Origin of the sequence: Flavobacterium pectinovorum (assembly GCF_022802975.1) — a bacterium.
In the GTDB taxonomy this organism is placed as follows: domain Bacteria; phylum Bacteroidota; class Bacteroidia; order Flavobacteriales; family Flavobacteriaceae; genus Flavobacterium; species Flavobacterium pectinovorum_B.
Genome location: NZ_JAFEVZ010000012.1, coordinates 78,334 through 102,230, shown reverse-complemented (window position 1 = coordinate 102,230; position 23,897 = coordinate 78,334). Strand labels below are relative to the sequence as shown.

Below are 23,897 nucleotides of genomic sequence, written 5' to 3'. Positions count from 1 at the left end.
TGAAGTTTCTAAGATATATCCCAATGTCATTAAGTTAAGGGACATTATCGTCAGTTCGAGTGTTTTGTTTAAAAAATGCGATAGCTTTTTTTAAAACAAAATGTATCGAGAACCTTAGTATTAAAAAGCTTCTCGATACAATTTTTAATCATAAAGCTATTGCATTATTATTAAAAATTACTCGAAGTGACGACTGAAAATTTCTTAACTTAATGACATTGAGATATATACTTTTAAAAAAAAACTTAGAAACTTAGCCTCTTAGCAACACATTCATCTTTTTCTTATCCCCAACTACCCAGATAATATCATTTTGTTGTAAAATTAAACTGGATTCGGGATTTAAAATTCGATTACCGTTTCTTTCAATTCCTACAACCATTCCGCCTGTTTTTCCTCTAAACTGACCAATGCTTTTTTCCATAAAGTCTTCATTAGAAATTTCCAACTGGCGCAGTACGACTTCAGATTCTTCTACATTTTTAGGTGCTTCAATTTCATTCTGGTTTAAATAATTAGAAAACTCAGTAATTTGAGCATCGGTACCAATTACTGAAATTTCGTCACCCGGGAATAAACGTTCTGTTTTAGCTGGGATTGAAATTGTAATTTCCCCGCGTCTGATGTACGCAATATTAATTCCCATTGATTCTCTAATGCGTAATTCTTCTAATGTTTTTCCGGCAAGGTTCGATTCTTTTCCAATATCAAAAATAGACATGTGGCCGTCCCAGGGCATTAAATTGGCATATCTTCTGTCGATCTTTTTGTTTTCACGATCGTTTAGATTCTTCAAAAAGTGATTTTCTATTTTATGATATTGCTCGTTTAATTTTTTAGGGAATATTTGATACGCAGCGATAGCAATAATCAAGGCAACAAAAGCAACTGTTGGCGAAAAGAAAATGTTTAGTAAAAATCCAACAAAAAATAATCCCAAACTCATTCTGATTAAGATAAGCATTAAAAGTGCCCCGCGATATTTGCGTTCTTCCCATAATATTTCTACCTCATCAACTTTGACACGACGCAGTGAAAGAGCCCATAAAAAAGGAGCAATTACAACCAAGGTTAAAAGAGCAGCTAATGTATTTCCAAACCGTGTATCGGCTACAGAAGGCGCTACAAATTTAGCTGACAGCAAAATAATGGCTGTAATGATAATGGTATGGAGTATAATTTGAGTCACTGATGAACGCAGTACAATCTGCCAGGTACTTACAGACTTAATTGCCTGGGCATTTACACTATATCGGTTAATATTTTTAACCCATTTTTTAGGCATTTTTTGTTCCAAATAGAGTGCAAAAGGTTCCGAATATTTAATTAAAAAAGGTGTTGTAAAGGTTGTAATTGCAGAAACGGCTACAATAATAGGATAGAGAAAGTCGCTTGTAACTTTTAGGGTCATACCTAATGTGGCAATGATAAAAGAAAACTCTCCAATTTGAGCCAGACTCATTCCTGTCTGAACAGATTGTTTTAAAGGCTGTCCTGATAGCAGAGCTCCAAAGGAAGAACTTAATGCTTTTCCAAATATGGTCAGCAGCGTAATGAGCGCTACCGGTAATGCATAAGTTATCAGAGTTTCCGGATTGATTAACATACCTACAGATACAAAAAAGACAGCACCAAATAAATCTTTTACAGGCTGAATCAAATGCTCTATTTTTTCTGCCTGAGTAGTCTCAGCAATAATAGAACCCATTATAAAAGCACCTAAGGCTGGAGAAAAACCAACATTAGCAGCAAACATGACCATCATCAAACAAAGTGCCAGTGAAATTATCAATAACATTTCATCACTAAGAAGATGTTTGGCTTTCTTCAGGATTGTTGGGATAATAAAGATTCCGCCCAAAAACCAAATGATTAAAAAGAATACTAATTTTAAAACAGATTGCAATAATTCACTTCCCGAAACCTGATCACTTACTGCAATTGTTGATAGTAATACAAGCATTAAAATTGCTACAATATCTTCCACTATAAGTGCACCAAATACAATTCCGACGAATTTTTTTCCTTTTACGCCCAATTCGTCAAATGCTCTGATAATAATGGTCGTCGAAGAGATTGAGAGTGTTGCCCCAAGAAAAATACTGTCCATTTTTCCCCAGCCCATCCATTGTCCTACAAAATATCCAATGACAACCATGAATAGAATTTGAGTTATGGCGGTTATAGATGAAGTTCCCCCAACCTTCATTAGTTTCTTAAAACTAAATTCGAGTCCTAAACTAAAAAGTAAAAAGATAACCCCAATTTCTGCCCAGACTTCAACACTTTTTATATCGGTTATCGAAGGGAAAAAATCAAAATGGTTTCCGGCTAAAAAACCTGCAATCAAGTATCCCAAAACCAGAGGTTGTTTCATTTTTTTAAAAATAAGTACAGCAATTCCGGCAGTCATCAGGATTAATCCCAAGTCGCTTATTAAAGGTTGTAAATGGTGTGTAGTTTCGGCAGCGGCGCTTAAGGCAATCATATAAAAGAGGTATTTTAGTTTCAGGAGCTATTTCCAGCTTTCCATTTCAAGCTTTTACTCAAAAAATATAGTTTTTCGAGCAAAAGGCTTTTCATTTCAGTCTGGGCTAGTTTTCCAATCAGATTTAATAAAAAAAGCTATCCCGATAAAGATAGCTTTTTTTGACAAAATATTTTAGGTTTTCTTTAAATTCCTGTGTAATTGCTCGGAGTTATCTGCATTAATTCTTCTTTTATAGAATCAGAAACTTCTAAAGTTGCAATAAAATTATGAATGGCATTTTTATTAATCGCTTCATTAGTTCTGGTTAGACCTTTCAAAGCTTCATACGGATTTGGATATGCTTCACGACGTAAAATAGTCTGAATTGCTTCTGCCACTACTGCCCAGTTTTTCTCTAAATCTTCAGCAAACTTAGCTTCATTCAAAAGTAATTTGTTCAGGCCTTTCAAAGTCGCTTCAAAAGCAATAATGGTATGTCCTACAGGAACTCCAATATTTCTTAAAACAGTACTGTCTGTTAAATCACGCTGTAATCTTGAGATTGGTAATTTAGCAGCCAAATGTTCAAAAATAGCATTAGCAATTCCTAAGTTCCCTTCTGAGTTTTCAAAGTCAATTGGGTTTACCTTATGTGGCATTGCCGATGAACCAATTTCACCCGCTTTGATTTTTTGCTTGAAATAATCCATTGAAACATACGTCCAGATATCACGGTCTAAATCGATAATGATATTGTTGATTCTTTTTAAACCGTCAAAAAAGGCAGCAAAATGATCGTAATGCTCAATTTGTGTTGTAGGGAACGAATGCTGTAAGCCTAAACCGGTTTCAACAAACTTAGTTCCGAATTGTTTCCAGTCAATTTGTGGGTAGGCTACATGATGTGCATTGAAATTTCCTGTTGCCCCGCCAAATTTACCTGCAAACGGAACATTGAACAACAAACGCATCTGCTCTTCTAAACGCTCCACAAAAACCAAAATCTCTTTTCCTAAACGTGTAGGAGAGGCAGGCTGTCCGTGCGTACGTGCCAGCATTGGAATATCCTTCCATTCAACGCTTAATTCTTTCAATTTAGAAATTAAAGAAATTAATGATGGCATGTAAACCTGCTCAAAAGCTTCTTTTGTAGAAAGCGGAATAGCAGTATTGTTAATATCCTGAGATGTTAATCCGAAGTGAATAAACTCTTTGTATTGCGATAACCCTAATTTTTCAAAAGCATCTTTGATAAAATATTCAACCGCTTTTACGTCGTGGTTGGTTACTTTTTCAGTTTCTTTAATCCAAAGCGCATCTTCAGTAGAGAAATTTTTATAGATGTTTCGTAAACTTTCAAATAAATTTGAATCTACGTCTTTTAGCTGTGGCAAAGGAATTTCGCACAAAGCAATAAAATATTCCACTTCAACTAAAACGCGATATTTTATTAAAGCTTCTTCAGAGAAGAAAGGTGCTAAATTTTGGGTTTTACTTCTATATCTTCCGTCAATTGGCGATATAGCATTCAATTCGTTTAGAGTAGTCATCGTTATGTTGTTTTTCGAAAGGTGCAAAAATAGTTATAAGTTGTGAGTTGTGAGTTGTGAGTTGTATTTTTTTTTATTTAAATCATTCGCTTTAACCAAAATAATATTTGTTAACAAGCTACAAATATTATTTTTGATTGAATTCGGATATTGCCCCGATTGTTTTACGAAGCAAAATTTCCGATTTCCCTTTAACTATAAAATCTTTCAATTCCCCCACTTTTTCATAACCCATTTTATAATATAATCTTGCAGCGTTTGTGTTGAATGTAGACACACACATAAAAACATTTGGCGATATTTGAAAGATTCTCTCTTCGCAAAATGCTAGAAGTTCTGAACCAATTCCTCTGTCTCGGTGGCTTGGTTTTATTATTATGGATTGAATATATCCTCTAAAAGTTCCTGTCATTTGTAAAACTGCAAAGCCAACTAATTCTAAATTTTCTGTTACGATATAAACTTCTTTATTTTCGCCACGCATTGCATCTTTGCAACTTTTTAAATCCCTTTTAAGTGTTAGCCAAGGTTCTGATTCACTCATTAGTAATCCGCATTGGTCAATTATATTTTCGTCAGTTGTCAAATCGATTTTCATTTTCTGTAGTTTTTTATTTGACGTAATTGTATTTTAAATTGATTTTAATCGCTCACGTAATTCAGCCACACCTTCAGATGCAACTTTTGCAATAACTTCCACTTTATTTCTAATATTCGGAATTGAAATTGGTTTCGGGTCAATGTAGAAAACAGGAATTTTATAATCGGTGTAGGAAATCAATCCTGCAGCCGGATATACTTGCAAAGAAGTTCCTATTACGGCAAAATAATCCGCAGTTTCTGTAATTTCAATAGCTTCTTCGAGTGCAGGAACATCTTCACCAAACCAAACAATATGTGGTCGCAGTTGGTATCCGTTCTCATCAAGATCTCCGGTTATTAAATCCTCAGTCCAGTCTAAAATCAAATCCCGATTTTGGGTACTTCTCACTTTTAGTAATTCTCCATGTAGGTGCAAAACTTTAGTACTTCCGGCCCTTTCGTGTAAATCATCAACATTTTGGGTAATGATGTAAACATCAAAATCTTTTTCTAATTCGGCTAAAATTTTGTGTCCTAAATTAGGTTCAACTTCTTTAAGCTGCTGGCGTCTTTTGTTGTAAAAATCTAAAACTAATTCCTGATTTTTTCGCCAGCCTTCCGGAGTGGCTACTTCCATAACATCATGGCCTTCCCATAAACCGTCGCTGTCGCGAAATGTTTTGATGCCGCTTTCGGCACTTATTCCGGCTCCGGTTAACACCACTAATTTTTTTTTCATTTTATTACTTCAGAGTTAATTTCATCAATAAATCAGTTTGTTTGTCATTTCCTAAAATAAAAATATGTTTGTCAAATTCGACGAAACCATTCTTTTTATAAAAGTTTAAAGCTTTATGGTTTTCTTCCCAAACTCCCAGCCAAATATAATTTAGATCTGACTCTGTTGCAGTTTTTAAAGCTTCGTTGTATAAAAGCTGTCCCACTTTTAGTCCGTGAAATTCCTTCAAAACATAAATGCGTTCTATTTCTAAAGCATTTTTGTCTTTAAGTTCGGTTTGTGATTCGGCAAAATTTATTTTTAAGTATCCCAAAATCGTATCATTGTTTTTTGCAAAATAAAATCGCGAATTCAAATTTGAAATTTCTTGTGATAGTTTTTCAATTGCAAACTTCTGATCTAAATAGGTTTTCATATTTTCTTCTGAGTTATATCCGGCAAAAGTTTCTGTAAAAGTTTTACTGCTTATTTGCTTTAAATCTTCAATTTCAGTAAGTCCTATTCTCCTGATTTCTATATTTTGCATGATCTGATTTTTTACGAATTTAATTATTTTTTTCTGATGCTAAAGAATATTGTTTTTTACGAAATACTTATTTTAGCCAACATTAAAGAAGTTAAATTTGAAAGGGGAATTAAAAGTAATAATAAAAAGAAGTTTTTTTGATAATTATCAAAGACCTTTGCATCTTCATTCTGAATTTATTCAGTTTGAGGACAAAGATTTAGCCAGTAATGGTTCTTCATCTTTTAAAGCTTCAGAAATTAAAGATTTTCGTTGTGGAATTAATTGGTTTCACTATTGTTTTGTTTTTGGAAGAGAATATCAATTTTATATTAGAAACTATAATAATGAAGTTTTAAAAATTAAATTTAATTCTTATTTCGGTATAAAGAAAGAGCAAAAACATAAGTTGTATGTCGAAATAATTAATTCGCTTTGGGTATTATATTTTAGTAAACAAGCAGCTGATTTTTTGAAAAAATTTGAAACTGGCGAATCTTTTTATATTGGAAAAACCGTAATTAATCCTGAAGGAGTTATAATTGCTGTTTCGAAATTAATCATACAGGAAAAAGTGCTTATTCCTTGGGAGGATTTAAGATTTAGAAAGTATAATTCTTATTTCTCCATTTATTCTAAAGAAGATCCTGGTACTATTAACAGAGGGTATTCGTATAAAGACGATTGGAATACTTTTGTACTTTATGATGTAATTAAAATGATACTTAGTAAAAAAAATATAAATAATGATTGATTTAGATTACCTCGCTTTCCTTGAAAATATACTAACAGATAACCGCAAAGAAAGGTTTTTGAATGTTTTAAGTAATCGCACCAAACATTTTACCATCGCTGTAGAAGATGTTTTTCAGATGCACAATACGAGTGCCGTAATGAGAAGCTGTGAGGTTTTTGGAATTCAGGAACTGAATGTAATCGAACAGCGTTACGGAAAAAAGATCGATAAGGAAATTGCCATGGGAGCTCAAAAATGGGTTGATATCAATCAATTTGATTCGGTTACCAATTGCATTTCGACTTTAAAAAATCAGGGTTATCAAATTATTGCGACAACGCCTCATGAAAATGATTGTTTGCTGGAGGATTTTGATATTACAAAACCAAGTGCATTATTCTTTGGAACCGAAAGAGACGGTTTATCTGAAGAAATTCTGGAAAAAGCAGATGGTTTTCTTAAGATTCCGATGGTTGGTTTTACAGAAAGTCTGAATATTTCGGTTTCGGCTGCTATCATCATTCAGAATTTAACCAACAGATTACGAAATTCAGATATTAACTGGCAATTGTCTGAAGAAGAAATTCTGGAAAAACGCCTGGCATGGGCGAGAAATTCAATTAAAGATATTAAACGGATTGAAGCTCGTTATTATGAAGAAAATCCAGGATAATATGTTTTTTGAATTTCCTGCAAGGTTTTCAAAACCTTGTAGGTATTTCTAAAAGAAAGTAGGTGAAAAATTAAACCTGCAAGGTTTTTGAAACCTTGCAGGTTATCATTTAGGATTTCTTCTTCAAAAACAAAACAAATCCCAAAACACTAACAATCAAAATAGTCAATGCGGCCAAAACCATGGTCAGGTCCCGAATGTTTTTTCCTGCCCAGTCCATGAATAAAAATTTGTGAAGAATGGCAAAAGAATACCCTTCAATTTTATCTGAATTATTGATGACAGCAGCTAATCTTGAAGTTGCCGTTTCAATAAAATAAGTTGTTTTTTGAGGCGTATCATAAGCCAGTTTTACAACCGGCAGTCTTTTGTTTACAAATCCATATTCCCTGCTTTCAAAATCGTTTAAAACTTTTGATTCTAATAATTTTATATTTCCAAATGAGGGTTGAGAATCGTCCTCAGAAGTTTCAATCATCTCACAGCAGGATGCTTTTGGAGCGCCGTCTGTAAAATAATAGGCAAGAAATTCAGCGTATTGAAGATCAATGTCTGGAACGATTTTATTTGTGGTTGCATTGATATAAACGACTTCTGATTTCTTATCGTCTTTTTTGCTCCATTTTGAACCTGAATCGCCTTTTGGTTTTTTGAACTTTTCTTTTTCTAATAATTGACAACGGAAATAAATAGTGTCATTTAAAGTAATGATACTTGCATTTTGAAAACGGCTCCAGTCTAAATTCAGGTTATTATTCGCTACCTGAATTTCTTTGGTTGCAAAAGTAGGTTCGTAAACCATTTGTGATAAAGTGTATGGAGCCCATTTCGTAGTGGCATGATAGGCACCGCTAAAAGCAAATGTCAAGGTAAAAAGCGAAACCCAGATCCCAATTTGGCGATGGTATTTTCGAAGTCCTTTTTTTGGTTGTACACTATCAGTTTTTTTGAATTGTTTCCACAGTAAGCCGTAAATTAAGATACCGCTCAGGGCAGAAAATCCAATAATCGATAACAGGAAAATCATAGTAATAATCCGGATACTATTGTTTGAAATGGCATCTACAAATGACCAGTTATGAAAAGTATCGAAAAACCAAATAAACCATTGTCTGGAAGCCGGATTAAAAGTTGCCAGTTTTCCAGAAGAAGTTTCTACATAAACTTCCATGGTATCAGGACGGTCGAAACTCAGTTTGTAAACCGGTAAATAACGGTTTATGTATTTGTACTGCGAAGTAAATTCGGTTACAATTTCACTCTTTTTAACAGTGCTTTTTTGATCGTCCAAAAAATATCTCGAAAGCCACTCAGCATATTTCTGATCTCCGTTTTCCAGCTTTTTTGCATTTGATGTATCAAAGTACAGTAAGTCACCGGGAATCATTTTTACCTGATAATAAGTGGCATTATTGAATTGAACGATTCTGAAATTTTTAAAATCATTAATAAAGTTTTGTTTCAGTACTTCCTGAATTGAAAAATGCAGCTGATTTTTATCAATAATCTGTTGTTCCAGCTTGTCATGGGCAATTTCAGGTTTGAAAAAATGCGTCATAAACGGGTGCATCAAACCTGATAATGTCCAGAAAATTACCGGAATAATGGTAAATAAACCAATCACACGATGCCATTTGTACATGTGCTGTTTGATTTTTTTAATGAATTTAGAATCCTTCTTCTTGGATTTTTTGGCTGTTATTTCTTTGCTCATTTGTTCCGTTTTTTAGCCCCGATCGAAGCGATATCCTTTTGTGGCGGGGTTCGCCACAAAAGATATAGCGTAGAGCGGGATTAGCTCCTGATACTTATTTTTTTAATGATAAATTATATTGTATTCCGAAAACAAAAGTTCTGGGCGCTGCTGCAGTGTAGGTTGGCTGGGCGTTTGCGATATTCGTTCTCGAAACATTATACGCATATAATTTATCGGTTAGATTCATTACATTTCCGTAAACTTCAATGCTTTTCCAATGGTAACCAATTCTGGCATTGAATAAATTATAACCACCATATTTTACAGTATTAATCTGATCCTGATAATAACTGCCTACTAGCTGCCACTCGACAGAAGTTCTTAAATTAGGAAGCCAGTTTGGATAATAACTTACCTCTGAATTTCCAGACCATCTTGGTGCAGCCGGCATTTCTTTTCCGTTTAAATTCTGTATCGGATCTGATGGCTTGTCTGAAAGTTTAAAATCGATATAGGTATGTTGTGCGTAAGTTCCTCCAAGACGTATGTTCAATTGTTTTGAAGGTCGGTAGGAAGCACCAAACTCAATTCCTTTATGACGTGTTTCTCCCGCAGAACGATAATCTGTTGAGTTATCTGCCAGTTTGATACTTAATAATTCATTTTCTCCTTCCATGTAATAGAAGGCATAGTCAAAATTTAATTTATTTTGAAAGAAGGAAAGCCATCCGCCAATTTCAAAATTATCGAAATCTGCTGGTTTTAAATTATAATAAAACTCGGCAGGAATCCCTGTTGAACCTCCAGTTCCCGGTTTAGCTCTGAAAATCGAAGTAATTCCCGGAGGTGCAAAACCCTGCGAATAGTTACCGTAAAAGCCTGCAAATTCAAACGGATTGTAATTGGCTCCGGCTTTAAAAGTCATTTTGTCATAAACTTTATTTCCGGTAGAATTGTCCAGGGAATTTTCATAATCTATTTTCATGTTGTCATAACGACCGCCTAAAGTAATGACTAGTTTTTCAATCGGATTAAAACTCAATTGTGCGTAACCGGCTGTATTGAAAATATCAGCAGCATAATCTGCTAATTTTGAGTCCGGACGTTCTGCAATAATTTCATAAGAATCTACGGTTTGTTTTCCTGCTTCTCCCGGATTTAGATTCGCTTTCAAATCGATTACATAAGACCAGTAGGTTACTGGAGAATAATCATATAGTGCTCCGGCAACCAGCTTAGTATTTAAGAATTCGAATTTTTGAGTATGCTGACCAATCGCTCCGTAACTTTTAAAGTTATTCGAATTTACTTCGCCTTTTGCGGTTGTAGGATTTACTGTCGGGCTCCATTTTATTCCGTAGGAAGGATTTTGTCCTAATTTATTATCACGCAGATATCCTGTAATGTAACTGCTTGAATTACTGTTCCAGTCATGTTCAAGAGTTAAACGTGTTCTCAAAGCGTCTGATTTTCTATAAGTAAAATCGGTTGTGCTTTTATAGGTTCTGTTGTTAAAGGCTTCTTCGTTGACGCTTCCGCTCATGTCAGAATAATATTTTCCGTACATGGTATTGCTGATCAATCGGGTAGAAGGTGAAATGTTGTAATCTATTCTCGCATTCAGATTGTCTTTATTGTAATCAGAATAGGTCATCCAGCCGTTTTCCTGTAAACTGGATATTCCGGCAATGTGAAAACCAATTTTTCCAATTATTGCACCACCGGCCGCCTGAATTCTTCTGTAGCCATAGTTATCAGCCTGAATTCCAAATTTAAACTCAGGGTCAACAGGTGGTTTTATCGAAATTAAATTGATAGTTCCGCCCACAGCTTCTGGTCCGTATAAAGATGAAACCGGACCTTTTACAACTTCAATACTTTGCAGATTAAATTGATTGATCTCTAATAAAGCATTGTGATTGAAGATTCCCATGGGGCGAATCGGCAGTCCGTCTTCCAGATATAAATAGTAAGCATTGGTTGTCATAGGCTGACGAATCGACATGGAGTGCTGTTCGTTTCCTAAATTGACCATTAGAACTCCGGGTGTTTTGTTTATGATTTCGTAAACTGCTGTTGCCTTGGTTTCGTTAATGGTTTTAGCAGTTAATTTGCTAATGGCAACCGGAGTTTCTTTGCGTAAAGTTGCGGTACGATTGGCAGTTATAAAAACATTTTCTAACTCCTGAGATTTTACTGTGTCCTGCTCAGTTTTGTTTTGTGCAAAGACACATTGCCCTATGATGAATAGGGTAAAGTATATTTTTTTCATTTTAAATTATATAAATTTTAAAAGTAGCATGTTATTTTCCTGACATCGAGACAAGAAAAATCTTTTCAGTTTTGAATTGAAAAGTGTACTAAAACTTATATAAAATAGGATGGAGGGTGAAAAGTACTATTGGAAACCGAAATCGGTTTTGCATCACCAGAAGCAAAAAGTTTTGCTGCTGATACGATAGGTGTAACTAATTTGAAATTAGCTGTAGGTGAATTTTGAATGTAAACAACTTCGACTTTTTCTTTCAGGTTGTTTTGCATCTTTTTTTCGTTGTCGGCATATTTCTTGAGACTTTTTTGAAGTTCACAACGACCGTTACAACTGTTAAAAACCATTTTTCGCTGTACACAGATGGTTTTTGAGATCTCTTCCTGATTTAATTTGAAAGAGGTATAAACAAAGAAACTGCCAAAAGAAGGAACTAATAGCATGCAGGAAAGAAATATGACGAAAAGTCGTTTCAAAATGTGTTTCGTTGTTTTCGGAAGCAAAAATACAGTTTAAATATTATTTGAAAGAATGATTTTTGTCATTTTGTATAAAAAAGTCTTTTTTAGTCTCAGTTTTTAGTCGCAGTACGGAAACTGGAAACTTTTTTAAATAGACAACCCCGACAGGTTTTTAAAACCTGTCGGGGTTGATATGTAATTTAAGTATTAGTCAGAAAACTGCGACTGGATACTAAAAAGATATTATTTAACCAAAACCCAAGCTCCTGAAGCTAAAAGCGTTTCAGCTTTTTTGAATTTCATTTCTTCAGTTTTGCCAGTTGCAACTTCCTGAACCGTTACGGTATCATTACGATTGATTTTTGGCATATCTCTTACAATGGTTTCTGTAACCTGGCGTTGTTGTGTTTCTCCGGCTTCACGGTTAATGTTTTCACTATTTGGAATTTCGTCTTTGCTTAATTGTAAATTTTCTTTTTGACGAACTTCTCTAGCTTCGTGAATTTCAGGAACGTTTTGAGCCGGTAAGTCACCTTTAAATAAGAATGAAATAACTTCTTTGTTTACGTTGTCCAGCATTCCTCTAAACAAGTTAAAGGCTTCTAATTTGTAGATAAGCAACGGATCTTTTTGTTCGTGAACGGCTAATTGAACTGATTGTTTCAATTCGTCCATTTTACGTAAATGTTTTTTCCATGCTTCATCAACAATAGAAAGTGTGATGTTTTTCTCGAAATCAGCAATTAACTGAGCACCTTCGCTGTCATAAGCTGTTTTTAAATCAGTAACCACATTCAAAGTTTTGATTCCGTCTGTAAATGGAACTACGATTCTTTCAAAATGATTGTTAGGCTCTTCGTAAACTCCTTTGATGATTGGAAAAGCTTCTCTGGCGCTTCTTTCTGTTTTTTCAGTGTAAAAAGCCAAAGCTTCTTTGTAAACTTTTCCTGTAACTTCGATGTCAGATAATTTTGTAAAATCAGCTTCAGAAATTGGAGAAGTGATTCCGAAATAACGAATCAAATCAAATTCGAAAGTTTTGAAATCGTTCGCTACTTTATTGCTGCTTACGATTAATTCGCAGGTATCATAAAGCATATTCGCGATATCCAGTTTCAAACGCTCACCAAATAAAGCATGACGGCGGCGTTTGTAAACTACTTCTCGCTGAGAATTCATTACGTCATCATATTCTAATAAACGTTTACGAACACCAAAGTTGTTTTCTTCTACTTTTTTCTGAGCACGCTCAATAGATTTAGTCATCATTGAGTGCTGAATAACTTCACCTTCCTGTAATCCCATTCTGTCCATTACTTTGGCTACTCTTTCAGAACCAAATAAACGCATTAGGTTATCTTCAAGCGAAACATAAAACTGAGAACTTCCCGGATCTCCCTGACGTCCTGCACGACCACGTAACTGTCTGTCAACACGACGGGAATCATGACGTTCTGTACCCACGATGGCTAAACCTCCGGCAGCTTTTACTTCTGGAGTTAATTTAATATCGGTACCACGACCAGCCATGTTTGTTGCGATAGTTACTACTCCGGCTTTACCTGCTTCTTCAACAATTTGTGCTTCTTGTTTGTGCATTTTAGCATTCAAAACGTTGTGAGTTACACCTCTCATTTTCAACATTCGGCTTAATAATTCTGAAATTTCAACAGAAGTTGTACCAATCAAAACTGGTCTTCCTGCTTGTGAAAGTTGCGTTACATCTTCAATAACAGCGTTGAATTTCTCACGGGTTGTTTTGTAGATATAATCTTCTTTGTCTTGTCTTGCAATTCCACGGTTTGTTGGAATTTCAACAACGTCTAATTTATAAATCTGCCATAATTCTCCGGCTTCTGTTACAGCCGTACCGGTCATACCTCCTAGTTTGCTGTACATTCTGAAATAATTCTGTAATGTAACGGTTGCAAAAGTTTGAGTTGCAGCTTCGATTTTTACGTTTTCTTTAGCTTCGATCGCCTGGTGTAAACCGTCAGAATAACGACGACCATCCATGATACGACCTGTTTGCTCATCGACAATCATAATTTTGTTGTCCATGATCACGTATTCTACATCTTTTTCAAAAAGAGCATACGCTTTTAAAAGCTGAGTTAAAGTGTGAATACGTTCGCTTTTTACTCCGAAATCCTGGAATAATCTTTCTTTAGCTTCCGCTTCACCGTCTTTATCCAGTTTTTGTTTTTCGATAGCAGCGATTTCAGTTCCAATGTCCGGAAGTACGAAAAAATCAGCATCTGTATCTCCAGAAAGGTATTGGATACCGTTGTCCGTCAATTCAACCTGATTGTTTTTTTCTTCAATTACAAAATACAAAGCTTCATCCACTTTATGCATTTCGCGATTGTTGTCCTGCATGTATTGATTTTCAGTTTTTTGAAGCAATTGTTTGATTCCTTCTTCACTCAAAAATTTAATTAATGCTTTGTTTTTAGGTAAACTTCTGTAAGCTCTTAGCAATAAGAAGCCTCCTTCTTTAGTATTTCCTTCTTTAATTAATTTTTTAGCTTCAGCTAAGAAACCATTTGCTAACTGACGTTGCTGCGCTACTAAGTTTTCGATTTTTGGTTTCAACTCATTAAATTCATGACGATCCCCTTGCGGAACCGGTCCTGAAATAATCAAAGGGGTTCTTGCATCGTCAATTAATACAGAATCGACCTCATCGACAATAGCATAATTGTGTTTTCTTTGAACTAAATCGCTTGGCGAATGTGCCATGTTATCTCTTAAGTAGTCAAAACCAAATTCGTTATTGGTTCCGTAAGTGATATCAGCATCGTATGCTTTTTTTCTTTGTTCGGTACTTGGCTGGTGATTATCGATACAATCAACAGTTAAACCGTGAAATTCGAATAAAGGTGCTTTCCATGTGCTATCACGCTTAGCAAGGTAGTCATTCACCGTTACTAAGTGAACTCCGTTTCCTGTCAAAGCGTTTAGGTAAAGTGGAAGAGTTGCTACTAATGTTTTACCTTCACCTGTTTGCATTTCGGCAACTTTTCCTTCATGCAAAACCATTCCTCCAATTAACTGAACATCGTAGTGAATCATATCCCAGGTGATGTCTTTTCCGGCAGCATTCCATTTGTTAGCCCAGATAGATTTTTCGCCATCAATAGTAATATACGGTTTAGTTGCTGAAAATTCTCGGTCTCTTGGGGTTGCCGTAACTTCGATATGAGAGTTTTCTTTGAAACGGCGTGCCGTTTCTTTTACTACAGAAAATGCTTCCGGAAGAATTTCCAATAAAGTTTTTTCTGAAATTTCGTATGCTTCTTTTTCAAGAGCGTCAATAGCATCATAAAGATCTTCTCTTTTGTCGATGTCTTCAATGTTTTCTACTTCTGCTTTAAGCGAAGCAATTTTAGCATCTTTATCAGCTCTGGCTTCTTTTATTCTGTCTTTAAAATATACGGTTCTGCCTCTTAATTCGTCGTTAGACAAACTCATTAGGCTGGTTTCGAATGTTTTAATTTTGTTTAAATAAGGTTGTAAAGCTTTGACATCTTTCTGTGATTTATCACCCACAAAGACTTTAATAATACTGTTTATGAAACTCATGATTTATTTGTATTTCTTTATTATATATATGTATTTGAACCAAAAAAAAAGTCTCTGTGATGAGACTTTTTCCTTTGGTTTATTTTTTAATATTCATCCTCATTCCAAAGATAATCTTCGTCTGTTGGATAATCAGGCCAAATTTCTTCCATTGATTCATATATCTCGCCTTCATCTTCGATAGACTGAAGGTTTTCTACTACTTCTAATGGAGCACCAGCTCTAATAGCGTAGTCAATAAGTTCATCTTTGTTAGCAGGCCATGGCGCATCACTTAAATAAGATGCTAATTCTAATGTCCAATACATCTGTTATCTGTTTAGTTTGTGCAAAAATAAATTTTTTACTGAAAAAGACAAGTAAATTTTGATTTATTTTAATAAAATTTAAGAACGTTCTCTTTAAATTCCAATTTTTTAAATTCCAAATTCCAAAAAAAGGAGTAAAAAGCCAATTTTTTAAATTCTAAATTCCAAAATTGGAACGTTTTTTATTATTTAAAACTCGAAAGAGTTTAATTTTTCTTTGGAATTTGGGATTTAAAAAAAAATGGAATTTCTAGAAAATTTATTTCCTCGGAATCCATTTCACTTCCTCCGCTTTTAAGTCAGACGACAACTTCCGTGCCAAGACAAAAAGGTAGTCAGAAAGTCGGTTTAAATACATAATTGCGATTTCAGGAACGTGTTCGTTATGGCTTAAATGTACTGTCAGACGCTCTGCACGACGACAAATACAACGAGCAATATGACAATGTGACACAGTTGGGTGACCACCCGGTAAAACAAAATGAGTCATTTGCGGAAGACTTTCTTCCATTTTATCTATTTCATTTTCTAATAATTTGATATCAGTATCAATTATTCCGAGTTTTTTTAATCGAAGTTCGCCGTTTTTTAAAACTTCTTTTTCTTGTGGCGTTGCCAAAATGGCACCAACAGTAAAAAGACGATCCTGAATTTCGATTAAAATAGTTTTATAATGCGAATCAATTTCCTGATCGCGGATGAGACCTATATATGAATTCAGTTCATCAACAGTTCCATAACTGTCAATTCGTATGTGATCTTTAGAAACGCGCATGCCTCCAAAAAGAGCCGTTGTCCCTTTATCTCCTGTTTTGGTATATACTTTCATTTTTTTAAGATGCTAAGGTTCTGAGGTGCTAAGTGTCTAAGTTTTTCTGTTTCCGATTAACCCAATAACCAATTAAACGTTTCATTCCGATTAAACAATTAACCAAATAAACGATTAAACTATTTCGTTGTGTCACTTTCAATTAATCCGTCTCTTAAACGAATAACTCTATGTGCATAAGCAGCGATATCTTCTTCGTGAGTAACTAGAATAACAGTGTTTCCTTGCGCATGAATATCTCCGAAAAGCTTCATGATTTCTACAGAAGTTTTACTATCTAAGTTTCCTGTAGGTTCATCTGCCAAAATAATTGATGGTTTGTTGACCAAAGCACGTGCAATGGCAACACGCTGGCGTTGTCCTCCGGAAAGCTGATTAGGCTGGTGGTCCATTCTGTCAGCAAGATTTACTTGTTTTAAAACTTCAGTTGCACGAACGATTCGTTCTGATTTAGGATGTCCGGCATAAATCATTGGCAAGGCTACATTGTCTAAAGCTGTGGTTCTTGGAAGAAGGTTAAAAGTTTGAAACACAAAACCAATTTCAGTATTGCGAATTCCGGCCAATTCATCATCCTTCATTTGGCTGACATCTTTTCCGTTTAAAACATAATGCCCGGAAGTAGGAGTGTCTAAACAGCCTAATAAATTCATTAAAGTTGATTTTCCGGATCCGGATGGCCCCATTAAAGCGACATATTCCCCTTTGTTAATTTCTAAATTTATTCCTTTTAAAACATAAACAATTTCATTACCTAAAACAAAATTTCGTTTTATGTCAGTTATTTTAATTAATGGATTTGCCATTTCGTGTTACAATTTTGGATTTAAAAGTACAAAACACTTTTCAATAAAAAGTATAAGTAGTTAAGAATCGGATTTTGTTACAAAGGCTTTTTATAAATCAAGGATCAATTAGGGTTTGCATTTGAAACAGAAAAATGGTATATCTTTTTTCTTGAAATTTACATAATTATCATTATTCTGCATGTTTTATATTTTTAAAATGTTTTTAATTTTTAAAACATGATAATAATGTAATGTATCGGGTTGAGGATTAAGTACATTTGAATATCTATTAATTTAAAATCAAGATTATGAAAAACATACAAATTTTATCAGGGATTGTGTTAATTGCATTGGGATTTACATCATGTAAAGACGAAAAACAAGAACAAGCAAAAAAAACAATTGATTCCTATGTCACTTATGTGGATTCAGTTAAAAATGTCGCGGCAGACGACTTAAAAGCAGATTGGGCAGCTGTTGAGGCTGAATATGGCAGAAGAGCTGAAAATGCAAAGTTGGCTCTTGCAGATCTTAAGGATAATGCAGCCGAAACCGAAAGAATAAATACAAGTAAAGTTAAATATGAAGAATTTAAAAATAGTATTGCAGCTGTTCTTGCTCCGCCTGTAAGTCCAAAACAACAATTGCGTAATACACTGTTTGGCGAGGGGAAAATTGGTGACGATATGAGTTTTGCCTGGGTAAATGCCCAAAATATTCATAGTGTCTACCAACAATTTGTACATACTGTAGAAAATAATAAAGACAGTTATTCCCGCGAAGACTGGGATGAAATTAAATTGATGTATGAAGCACTTGATAGTCGTAAAAATACGGTAGAAAAAGAAGGACTATCATCAGAAGATAACAGAAAAATTGCTGGTTTGAAAATCAAATTTGCACCAATGTACACTGTAAATAGAATAGGTGCTAAATCTGAAGAAAACAAAGAAGCTAAAAAATAGGTTATTTAGGTTTATTTAGTTTTGAAAATGACAATCAGTAATGGTTGTCATTTTTTTATATCCGGATTACAAAATGTTCTTTTGGCTGTTCGTATCTAAAAAATACAAAACCCCATTGAAAAGTATCTATTGTAACTTTTACTTTTGGATGGGATTTAATTATTCCCCAGGTTTTTTCCATATCTTCTGACCAATGAATATCATCAAAAATCCATACAGAATCATTATTTATTGTTGGTAATAAACGCTCAAAATAAGCTAAAGTTGCTTTTTTTGAATGATTTCCGTCGAAATAAATAAGGTCAAAGTTTAAAGTTTCAGGTTTCAGGTTGTTCAGATACAGTTCAAATTCTGAAATTACATTTTCAATATTTTTGAAATTGAATTTTTGAAATTGAATTTGACATTGATTTGCTGTTTCCGGACATCCTTCTAAGGTGATGATTTTTGCTGTAGGATTTCCTAAAGCAAGTGCTGAGGAGGCCAGGCCTAATGAAGTTCCGATTTCAAGAATGTTTTTTGGCTGAAAATAATTGGAAACTCTAAATAATAATTCGGCTCGTTTTTTTGAAATTCCGGCAGTTTTTGCAATTTTAGAAATCTGTCGTCTGTTTGATTTAAAAACTCTCGAACCCGCTCCAAAATCAGTTACTTCAATAAATTTTTTATTTTCTAAAAGCGAATTTCGATAGTTGTTTAGAGTCGAATATTCGGGTTTTGATTTTTTATCGTAAAAACATTTCGTTAATAAACTAAAAACAAACGGCGAATGAACCGCATGTTCGTTTTTAGAATACCAAAGAAATGTTAGATAAGATTTTATTTGAAACAGCATTTTGTAATATTCCGTTTTCAGATAAATTAATTTACTGTAATCAGTTTAATTTCAAAAATTAAAACAGAACCGCCGGGAATATTCTGAAGATCAACGCTGCCATAACCCAAATGTGCAGGGATAAATAAAATACCGCTTCCGCCTTCTTTAAAATGAGGTAAGCCTTGCTGCCAGCCCAATATTAATCGGCTTAAAGGAAATGTTACTTCAGAAGTACTGCGGTCAAAAACAGTTCCGTCAGTTAGAGAGCCTTTGTAGGTAAAAGTCACATTTGATTGTAATGTAGGTTGTTTACCAGTTCCTTCTTCTGTAATAATATAATGTAAGCCCGTACTTGTTTTTTGTGCTGTTAAATTATTTTTGGACAGATAATCTGTGATTTCTGTTTCATTTTCAGCACTGTAATCCTTAGGAGGGATATTTGTTGGTTCGTAATCAGAGCTAGAACAGGAAATAAATAATGTTAAGGTCAATAGTGCGGTTAGTAGTTTTTTCATTATTGGATTTTTTATTTATTGAATATATTATAAAATTAACCTGTTGGGTGTAATTCGTTTTTGATGATAATTTTTCGTCAGTTCGAGGAATAATTTTTTTACAAAAAAGCAATATAAAATGACGTTACAACGTCTCGTCAGTTCGAATTTGTATCGAGAACAGAAAAATAATTACACCCAACAGGTTAAAATTATATTTTTTATTCAGATTCGCAAAGAAAACTCAAATAATCACAAAAAAAAAACTTTGTGTAGCTCGGGGATTTCTTTGTGAATGGCTGTGAAACAAATCTATCCTTCAATTTTAGCAGAAAGCTCAAACCAGCGTTCTTCTTTTGCATCGATTTTCTTTATGATGTTTTGAAGTTCATTTGCTTTTTTCTCGATATCGGTATCAGCGACTTTTCCATCAGAGAATAATTGTTCGATTTTAGTTTTGTCAATTTCCAAATCTTTTATTTCTCTTTCCAGTTTTTGATACTCTTTTTGCTCGTTAAAAGTTAAATTTCCCGTTGGGTTATTCTGTTTCCAATCTTTCTTTTCGGCTTTGTTTTCTTCTTTCTGGGCTACATCGGCACTGTCTTCATACGCTCTAAAATCAGAATAATTTCCTGGGAAGTTTTCAATTTCGCCCTGTCCTCTAAAAATAAATAAGTGATCCACGATTTTATCCATAAAGTAACGATCGTGCGAAACAACTAATAAGCATCCCGGATAATCCAAAAGAAAACTTTCCAAAACATTCAGAGTCACAATATCCAAATCGTTTGTTGGCTCATCCAGAATTAAAAAGTTCGGATTCTGAATTAGAACCGTACATAAATACAAACGTTTTAGTTCGCCACCGCTTAACTTTTCGACATAATCGTATTGTTTTTTAGCGTCAAAAAGAAAGCGTTCTAACAATTGCGAAGCCGAAATTATTCTGCCTTTTGCAAGCGGAATATATTCGCCATATTCTTTAATGATATCGATAACACGCTGTCCCGGTTTCGGATTGATTCCGGATTGTGTGTAATAACCAACTTTTATGGTGTCACCTTTTACAACGCGTCCGCTGTCTGGCGGGATCGTTCCCGTAAGCAGATTTAAAAAAGTTGATTTTCCGGTTCCGTTTTTACCAATAATCCCGATTCTTTCGCCACGCTGAAAATCAAAACTAAAATTATCCAGAATAACTTTGTCCTTGAATTTTTTAGAAAGTTTATGAAGCTCAATAATTTTGCTTCCCATTCTTTCCATATTAATTTCAAGTTCGACTTTGTTTTCCTTGCGTCGGCTTTGGGCTTTTTCCTTAATTACATAAAAATCATCCTGACGCGATTTAGATTTGGTAGTTCTCGCTTTTGGCTGGCGGCGCATCCATTCTAATTCTTTTACAAATAAGTTTTTGGCTTTGTCAACACTTGCATTTTCAGAGGTAATTCTCTCTTCTTTTTTCTCTAAATAATAAGAGTAATTTCCTTTGTATTGGTATAATTTTCCGTTATCAAGTTCAATGATTTCGTTACAAACACGTTCCAGAAAGAAACGATCGTGTGTTACCATGAAGAGCGTAATGTTTTCTTTGGCAAAATAACTTTCAAGCCATTCGATCATTTCAAGATCTAAGTGGTTGGTAGGTTCATCCAGAATCAATAAATCTGGACGGTTGATTAATATAATGGCTAAAGAAAGACGTTTCTTTTGACCTCCCGAAAGATTTTTTACCTTAAGTTTAAAATCTTCCAGCTTTAATTTGAATAGGATTTGTTTGTATTGGGTTTCGAAATCCCAGGCGTTGTGTTGATCCATGCCGTCAAAAGCTTTTTGATAGGCTTCTTCGTCCTCCGGATTTTCCAGCGCTTTTTCGTAGGCTTCAATTATTTTCAAAGTTTCATTATCAGAAGCAAAAATACTTTCTTCGATGGTTAACTCGTCCTGTAAATTGTTGTCTTGTGAAAGAAATGCCATTCGAATCCCTTTTCTCAAAACGACTTGCCCGGTGTCAGGTTCGTCCAGGCCATTAATGATGCTCATAATGGTGGTTTTTCCGGAACCGTTTTTAGCAATAAAAGCTATTTTTTGATCTTTATTGATTCCGAAGGATATATTGTCAAAAAGTGTTCTTTCGCCAAATGACTTCGATATGTTTTCTACAGATAAGTAATTCACTTTGTAAAATATGAGTTATAAATTAATAAGTTATGCATATTTATAAAAACACAACTTTTTGCAAAAGTAAGCTATTATATTGCGATTTACGAATTAATTATGGAGATAGGAATTTAATATTTGACTTAGATCGAAATAATGTATTTGCTGGCGAATATTCAAAATAGGTTTTCTAATTAAAGCTTCGTTGGTCAAATAGTAATGCAGGCCATCTTCGGTTGTGATTCCTTCTATTTGATGGAAAGAAAGCTTAAGGTTAATTTTTCGTTTGTTTCCTGATAGAAAATCATGATTTTTAAAATCGTATAAAAGATACAGGAAAGGTTTTCCTTTTTTTGAATAGCCACAAAGAGCAATTGTTTTTTTTGATTCTAAGTAAGCGGCACCTGTCACTAAGCCGTTTGTGTCTAATGTTTCTTTTAATTGTGCAATATGATTTCCAGGTTTGTTAGCTAAAGTATAGATATTGGTTTTTGATAATTTCCATTGTTTTGTAAACAGGTAAATACTGTCTTTGGTAACAATAAATGCTTCACAGTCAAAATTGGTAGTGTTTGGTTTTTTAGGAGAAAAATCGACCTGATCTGAATAAGTAAAAGAAATTGTTTCAATAAAAGGGATTTCTTCTAAAAATGATTTTTTTTCGATTTTTAAGATTTTTAAATCAGTTCTGTTTCCGGCATAATTATTTCCAAAATCACCAATGTAGAGATGAGAACTGTCTTGAGATATTTCTTCCCAATCATGATTTGTAATGTTTTTTAGTGTTATTTTTTTTTTGATTTTTCCTAAAGTATCTAATCCATAGATGGTATTATCATGATCGTCATTGTGTGTCCATAATAAATGGTTAAAAGAAATGAGTCCTGATGTTTCTTTGATAGAGTCATTTATAGGTTTTGAATAAACTGGCTTTAAGCTGATTGTTTTGTATAAACAGCTCCCATCGTTTACAGTTGCATTCGAATTGTAGTTTTTCGAAAACGGATCAGTACATCCTGAAATTTGGCTGTAAGTTGTAATACTGAAAAAAAGTAAAAAAAATAAATATTCTTTCATGATTGAAAAATACAATAAACCAAAATTTTAAAAGTTATGTTTAGGGAATTTAGTTGCAATTTATAAAATTAATAGGAAATTAAGTTTGAAAAACATTTTCAAGACATCAGAAAATTAACATTAAAAAAACGATTACTGTTTTTTTTACACTTCTAAATTATGTTAAAATTGTTTTTTCATTAAAATTGAAAAAATGACTATAATTTATACCTGAGTATATGTGATTGATAATGAGATTAATGTATTTTTGTATGGGTTTTATTCATTGTTCTTTGATGTTTTTAGTTATATAATATAAAAATAGTCAATACATTTGCATAAAATTTATTTAATTCTAATTTTCGTTAAAATGGGAGTTAGAGAAGCGAAGCTATGTTTAAACGCAATTGATTAAGTGAATTTGTAGAGAAAAATACTGTTATTAAAAATTGCACTGATTGTTAATTTTTACAAATAACCTTAACATAAAATAAAACATATAAAATGTACACATGTTTGTGTGTTAAAAAAAATAATTTTTAATTTATTTATAATATATAACAACTCCCAAAATTACCTATTTATGAGAAACATGTTTTTTGGCTTATTATTAATTACTTCTGTTTTACAAGCGCAATATCGATTAAGATACGATAAACTTTTTTTGGAAGCAGGAGTAGGAATGGCAATTCCTTTGTCTCTTACCTCACCTTCTGGAGAAGGCAGACCTTTATCGTTGGTTCATGGTCAGGGTTCATTGCGTTATATGTTTAGTGAAAATGTTGGTGTTTTGGGATCTTTAAGTTTCGATCAGTTTAATCGCGGAATTCAAAAAAGTGATCAGTTAATGGCTGGTTTAGAACTTTGTTATAATTTAGGTAATCTTATTGAATTATCAAGAAGTACAGGAGGGCAATATGGGTTATTGGTGCATGGCGGATTAGCAGCAGGAGTGATGTCCAGTCAATATTTCAATCGTGATAAAATAGGTGGTATAATGTTAGGTGTAAAACCGTATCTTGCTATAAATGAAAAAGTTTCTTTTTTTGCAGATTTAACCTATAAATCTACATTGTCACAAAAAATATATTATAACGGAGATTTAGTTGGAAAAGACTTAACGGGTAGTAATCTGGGGCTTACTTTTGGTTTTATAGTGGCTTTAGGACAAAATCGTTTCCATGCTGATTCAGCTTATTAATCCAAAAAGAATAATG

General features: G+C 33.8%; 20 protein-coding genes. 4 read left to right on the top strand and 16 right to left on the bottom strand.

Annotated features, from left to right (window positions below):
* Positions 1 to 253: 253 nt before the first annotated feature.
* The 5 genes from FLV_RS16115 to FLV_RS16095 all read right to left on the bottom strand — a co-directional run bounded on the left by FLV_RS16115 (position 254) and on the right by FLV_RS16095 (position 5,867).
* Complete coding sequence (locus FLV_RS16115) at positions 254 to 2,488, bottom strand: cation:proton antiporter (protein ID WP_243235235.1); 2,235 nt, start codon at positions 2,486 to 2,488, stop codon at positions 254 to 256.
* Positions 2,489 to 2,673: 185 nt separating this feature from the next.
* Entirely contained in the window at positions 2,674 to 4,020 is a 1,347-nt protein-coding gene (purB, locus tag FLV_RS16110; RefSeq protein WP_243235234.1) for an adenylosuccinate lyase, read from the bottom strand.
* 127 nt (positions 4,021 to 4,147) lie between these two features.
* Complete coding sequence (locus tag FLV_RS16105) at positions 4,148 to 4,618, bottom strand: GNAT family N-acetyltransferase (RefSeq protein ID WP_243235233.1); 471 nt, start codon at positions 4,616 to 4,618, stop codon at positions 4,148 to 4,150.
* A gap of 33 nt (positions 4,619 to 4,651) precedes the next feature.
* The gene (locus tag FLV_RS16100) at positions 4,652 to 5,341 is read right to left on the bottom strand and encodes an SIR2 family NAD-dependent protein deacylase (RefSeq protein ID WP_243235232.1); all 690 of its coding nucleotides are present in this window, start codon (positions 5,339 to 5,341) and stop codon (positions 4,652 to 4,654) included.
* Between the two features lie 4 nt (positions 5,342 to 5,345).
* Entirely contained in the window at positions 5,346 to 5,867 is a 522-nt protein-coding gene (locus tag FLV_RS16095) for a GNAT family N-acetyltransferase (protein WP_243235231.1), read from the bottom strand.
* Positions 5,868 to 5,964: 97 nt separating this feature from the next.
* On the opposite strand from FLV_RS16095, the gene FLV_RS16090 reads away from it, so the two are divergent.
* Positions 5,965 to 6,600 (top strand): hypothetical protein, encoded by a 636-nt coding sequence (locus FLV_RS16090; RefSeq protein WP_243235230.1) that lies wholly within the window; start codon positions 5,965 to 5,967, stop codon positions 6,598 to 6,600.
* Positions 6,593 to 7,255, top strand: a complete 663-nt coding sequence (locus FLV_RS16085) for a TrmH family RNA methyltransferase (RefSeq protein ID WP_243235229.1) — start codon at positions 6,593 to 6,595, stop codon at positions 7,253 to 7,255. The genes FLV_RS16090 and FLV_RS16085 overlap by 8 nt, the downstream gene beginning before the upstream one ends.
* A 109-nt stretch (positions 7,256 to 7,364) precedes the next feature.
* On the opposite strand, the gene FLV_RS16080 is transcribed toward FLV_RS16085, so the two are convergent.
* From FLV_RS16080 to FLV_RS16050, 7 genes are all read right to left on the bottom strand, one after another.
* Entirely contained in the window at positions 7,365 to 8,969 is a 1,605-nt protein-coding gene (locus tag FLV_RS16080) for a PepSY-associated TM helix domain-containing protein (protein WP_243235228.1), read from the bottom strand.
* A 94-nt stretch (positions 8,970 to 9,063) separates the two neighbouring features.
* Positions 9,064 to 11,223: a TonB-dependent receptor gene (locus FLV_RS16075; protein ID WP_243235227.1), complete on the bottom strand. Its 2,160-nt coding sequence runs from the start codon at positions 11,221 to 11,223 to the stop codon at positions 9,064 to 9,066.
* A gap of 95 nt (positions 11,224 to 11,318) precedes the next feature.
* Entirely contained in the window at positions 11,319 to 11,696 is a 378-nt protein-coding gene (locus FLV_RS16070) for a hypothetical protein (RefSeq protein ID WP_243235226.1), read from the bottom strand.
* Between the two features lie 228 nt (positions 11,697 to 11,924).
* Complete coding sequence (gene secA / locus FLV_RS16065; protein WP_243235225.1) at positions 11,925 to 15,266, bottom strand: preprotein translocase subunit SecA; 3,342 nt, start codon at positions 15,264 to 15,266, stop codon at positions 11,925 to 11,927.
* An 86-nt stretch (positions 15,267 to 15,352) separates the two neighbouring features.
* Entirely contained in the window at positions 15,353 to 15,574 is a 222-nt protein-coding gene (locus FLV_RS16060; protein WP_007138072.1) for a DUF2795 domain-containing protein, read from the bottom strand.
* A 259-nt stretch (positions 15,575 to 15,833) separates the two neighbouring features.
* Positions 15,834 to 16,403: a cob(I)yrinic acid a,c-diamide adenosyltransferase gene (locus FLV_RS16055; protein WP_243235224.1), complete on the bottom strand. Its 570-nt coding sequence runs from the start codon at positions 16,401 to 16,403 to the stop codon at positions 15,834 to 15,836.
* A 119-nt stretch (positions 16,404 to 16,522) separates the two neighbouring features.
* The gene (locus tag FLV_RS16050) at positions 16,523 to 17,209 is read right to left on the bottom strand and encodes an ABC transporter ATP-binding protein (protein ID WP_243235223.1); all 687 of its coding nucleotides are present in this window, start codon (positions 17,207 to 17,209) and stop codon (positions 16,523 to 16,525) included.
* 290 nt (positions 17,210 to 17,499) lie between these two features.
* Between FLV_RS16050 and FLV_RS16045 the strand changes: the two genes are divergently transcribed.
* Positions 17,500 to 18,156: a DUF6565 domain-containing protein gene (locus FLV_RS16045; protein ID WP_243235222.1), complete on the top strand. Its 657-nt coding sequence runs from the start codon at positions 17,500 to 17,502 to the stop codon at positions 18,154 to 18,156.
* A 55-nt stretch (positions 18,157 to 18,211) separates the two neighbouring features.
* Here FLV_RS16045 and FLV_RS16040 read toward each other — a convergent pair whose 3' ends face one another.
* The 4 genes from FLV_RS16040 to FLV_RS16025 all read right to left on the bottom strand — a co-directional run bounded on the left by FLV_RS16040 (position 18,212) and on the right by FLV_RS16025 (position 22,701).
* On the bottom strand, positions 18,212 to 18,991 hold the full coding sequence (locus FLV_RS16040; protein WP_243235221.1) for an O-methyltransferase: 780 nt from the start codon (positions 18,989 to 18,991) through the stop codon (positions 18,212 to 18,214).
* 26 nt (positions 18,992 to 19,017) lie between these two features.
* Positions 19,018 to 19,488 (bottom strand): FKBP-type peptidyl-prolyl cis-trans isomerase, encoded by a 471-nt coding sequence (locus tag FLV_RS16035; protein WP_243235220.1) that lies wholly within the window; start codon positions 19,486 to 19,488, stop codon positions 19,018 to 19,020.
* A gap of 291 nt (positions 19,489 to 19,779) precedes the next feature.
* Positions 19,780 to 21,642, bottom strand: a complete 1,863-nt coding sequence (locus tag FLV_RS16030; RefSeq protein WP_243235219.1) for an ABC-F family ATP-binding cassette domain-containing protein — start codon at positions 21,640 to 21,642, stop codon at positions 19,780 to 19,782.
* A gap of 93 nt (positions 21,643 to 21,735) precedes the next feature.
* Entirely contained in the window at positions 21,736 to 22,701 is a 966-nt protein-coding gene (locus FLV_RS16025; RefSeq protein ID WP_243235218.1) for a T9SS C-terminal target domain-containing protein, read from the bottom strand.
* A 562-nt stretch (positions 22,702 to 23,263) separates the two neighbouring features.
* On the opposite strand from FLV_RS16025, the gene FLV_RS16020 reads away from it, so the two are divergent.
* Positions 23,264 to 23,881 (top strand): hypothetical protein, encoded by a 618-nt coding sequence (locus FLV_RS16020; protein ID WP_243235217.1) that lies wholly within the window; start codon positions 23,264 to 23,266, stop codon positions 23,879 to 23,881.
* The last annotated feature ends 16 nt before the right edge of the window (positions 23,882 to 23,897 follow it).

Coding starts and splice junctions, on each gene's coding strand:
- FLV_RS16115 (WP_243235235.1), bottom strand. CDS start 2,488: ATGATTGCCTTAAGCGCCGCTGCCGAAACTACACACCATTTACAACCT.
- purB (WP_243235234.1), bottom strand. CDS start 4,020: ATGACTACTCTAAACGAATTGAATGCTATATCGCCAATTGACGGAAGA.
- FLV_RS16105 (WP_243235233.1), bottom strand. CDS start 4,618: ATGAAAATCGATTTGACAACTGACGAAAATATAATTGACCAATGCGGA.
- FLV_RS16100 (WP_243235232.1), bottom strand. CDS start 5,341: ATGAAAAAAAAATTAGTGGTGTTAACCGGAGCCGGAATAAGTGCCGAA.
- FLV_RS16095 (WP_243235231.1), bottom strand. CDS start 5,867: ATGCAAAATATAGAAATCAGGAGAATAGGACTTACTGAAATTGAAGAT.
- FLV_RS16085 (WP_243235229.1), top strand. CDS start 6,593: ATGATTGATTTAGATTACCTCGCTTTCCTTGAAAATATACTAACAGAT.
- FLV_RS16080 (WP_243235228.1), bottom strand. CDS start 8,969: ATGAGCAAAGAAATAACAGCCAAAAAATCCAAGAAGAAGGATTCTAAA.
- FLV_RS16075 (WP_243235227.1), bottom strand. CDS start 11,223: ATGAAAAAAATATACTTTACCCTATTCATCATAGGGCAATGTGTCTTT.
- secA (WP_243235225.1), bottom strand. CDS start 15,266: ATGAGTTTCATAAACAGTATTATTAAAGTCTTTGTGGGTGATAAATCA.
- FLV_RS16060 (WP_007138072.1), bottom strand. CDS start 15,574: ATGTATTGGACATTAGAATTAGCATCTTATTTAAGTGATGCGCCATGG.
- FLV_RS16055 (WP_243235224.1), bottom strand. CDS start 16,403: ATGAAAGTATATACCAAAACAGGAGATAAAGGGACAACGGCTCTTTTT.
- FLV_RS16050 (WP_243235223.1), bottom strand. CDS start 17,209: ATGGCAAATCCATTAATTAAAATAACTGACATAAAACGAAATTTTGTT.
- FLV_RS16045 (WP_243235222.1), top strand. CDS start 17,500: ATGAAAAACATACAAATTTTATCAGGGATTGTGTTAATTGCATTGGGA.
- FLV_RS16040 (WP_243235221.1), bottom strand. CDS start 18,991: ATGCTGTTTCAAATAAAATCTTATCTAACATTTCTTTGGTATTCTAAA.
- FLV_RS16035 (WP_243235220.1), bottom strand. CDS start 19,488: ATGAAAAAACTACTAACCGCACTATTGACCTTAACATTATTTATTTCC.
- FLV_RS16025 (WP_243235218.1), bottom strand. CDS start 22,701: ATGAAAGAATATTTATTTTTTTTACTTTTTTTCAGTATTACAACTTAC.
- FLV_RS16020 (WP_243235217.1), top strand. CDS start 23,264: ATGAGAAACATGTTTTTTGGCTTATTATTAATTACTTCTGTTTTACAA.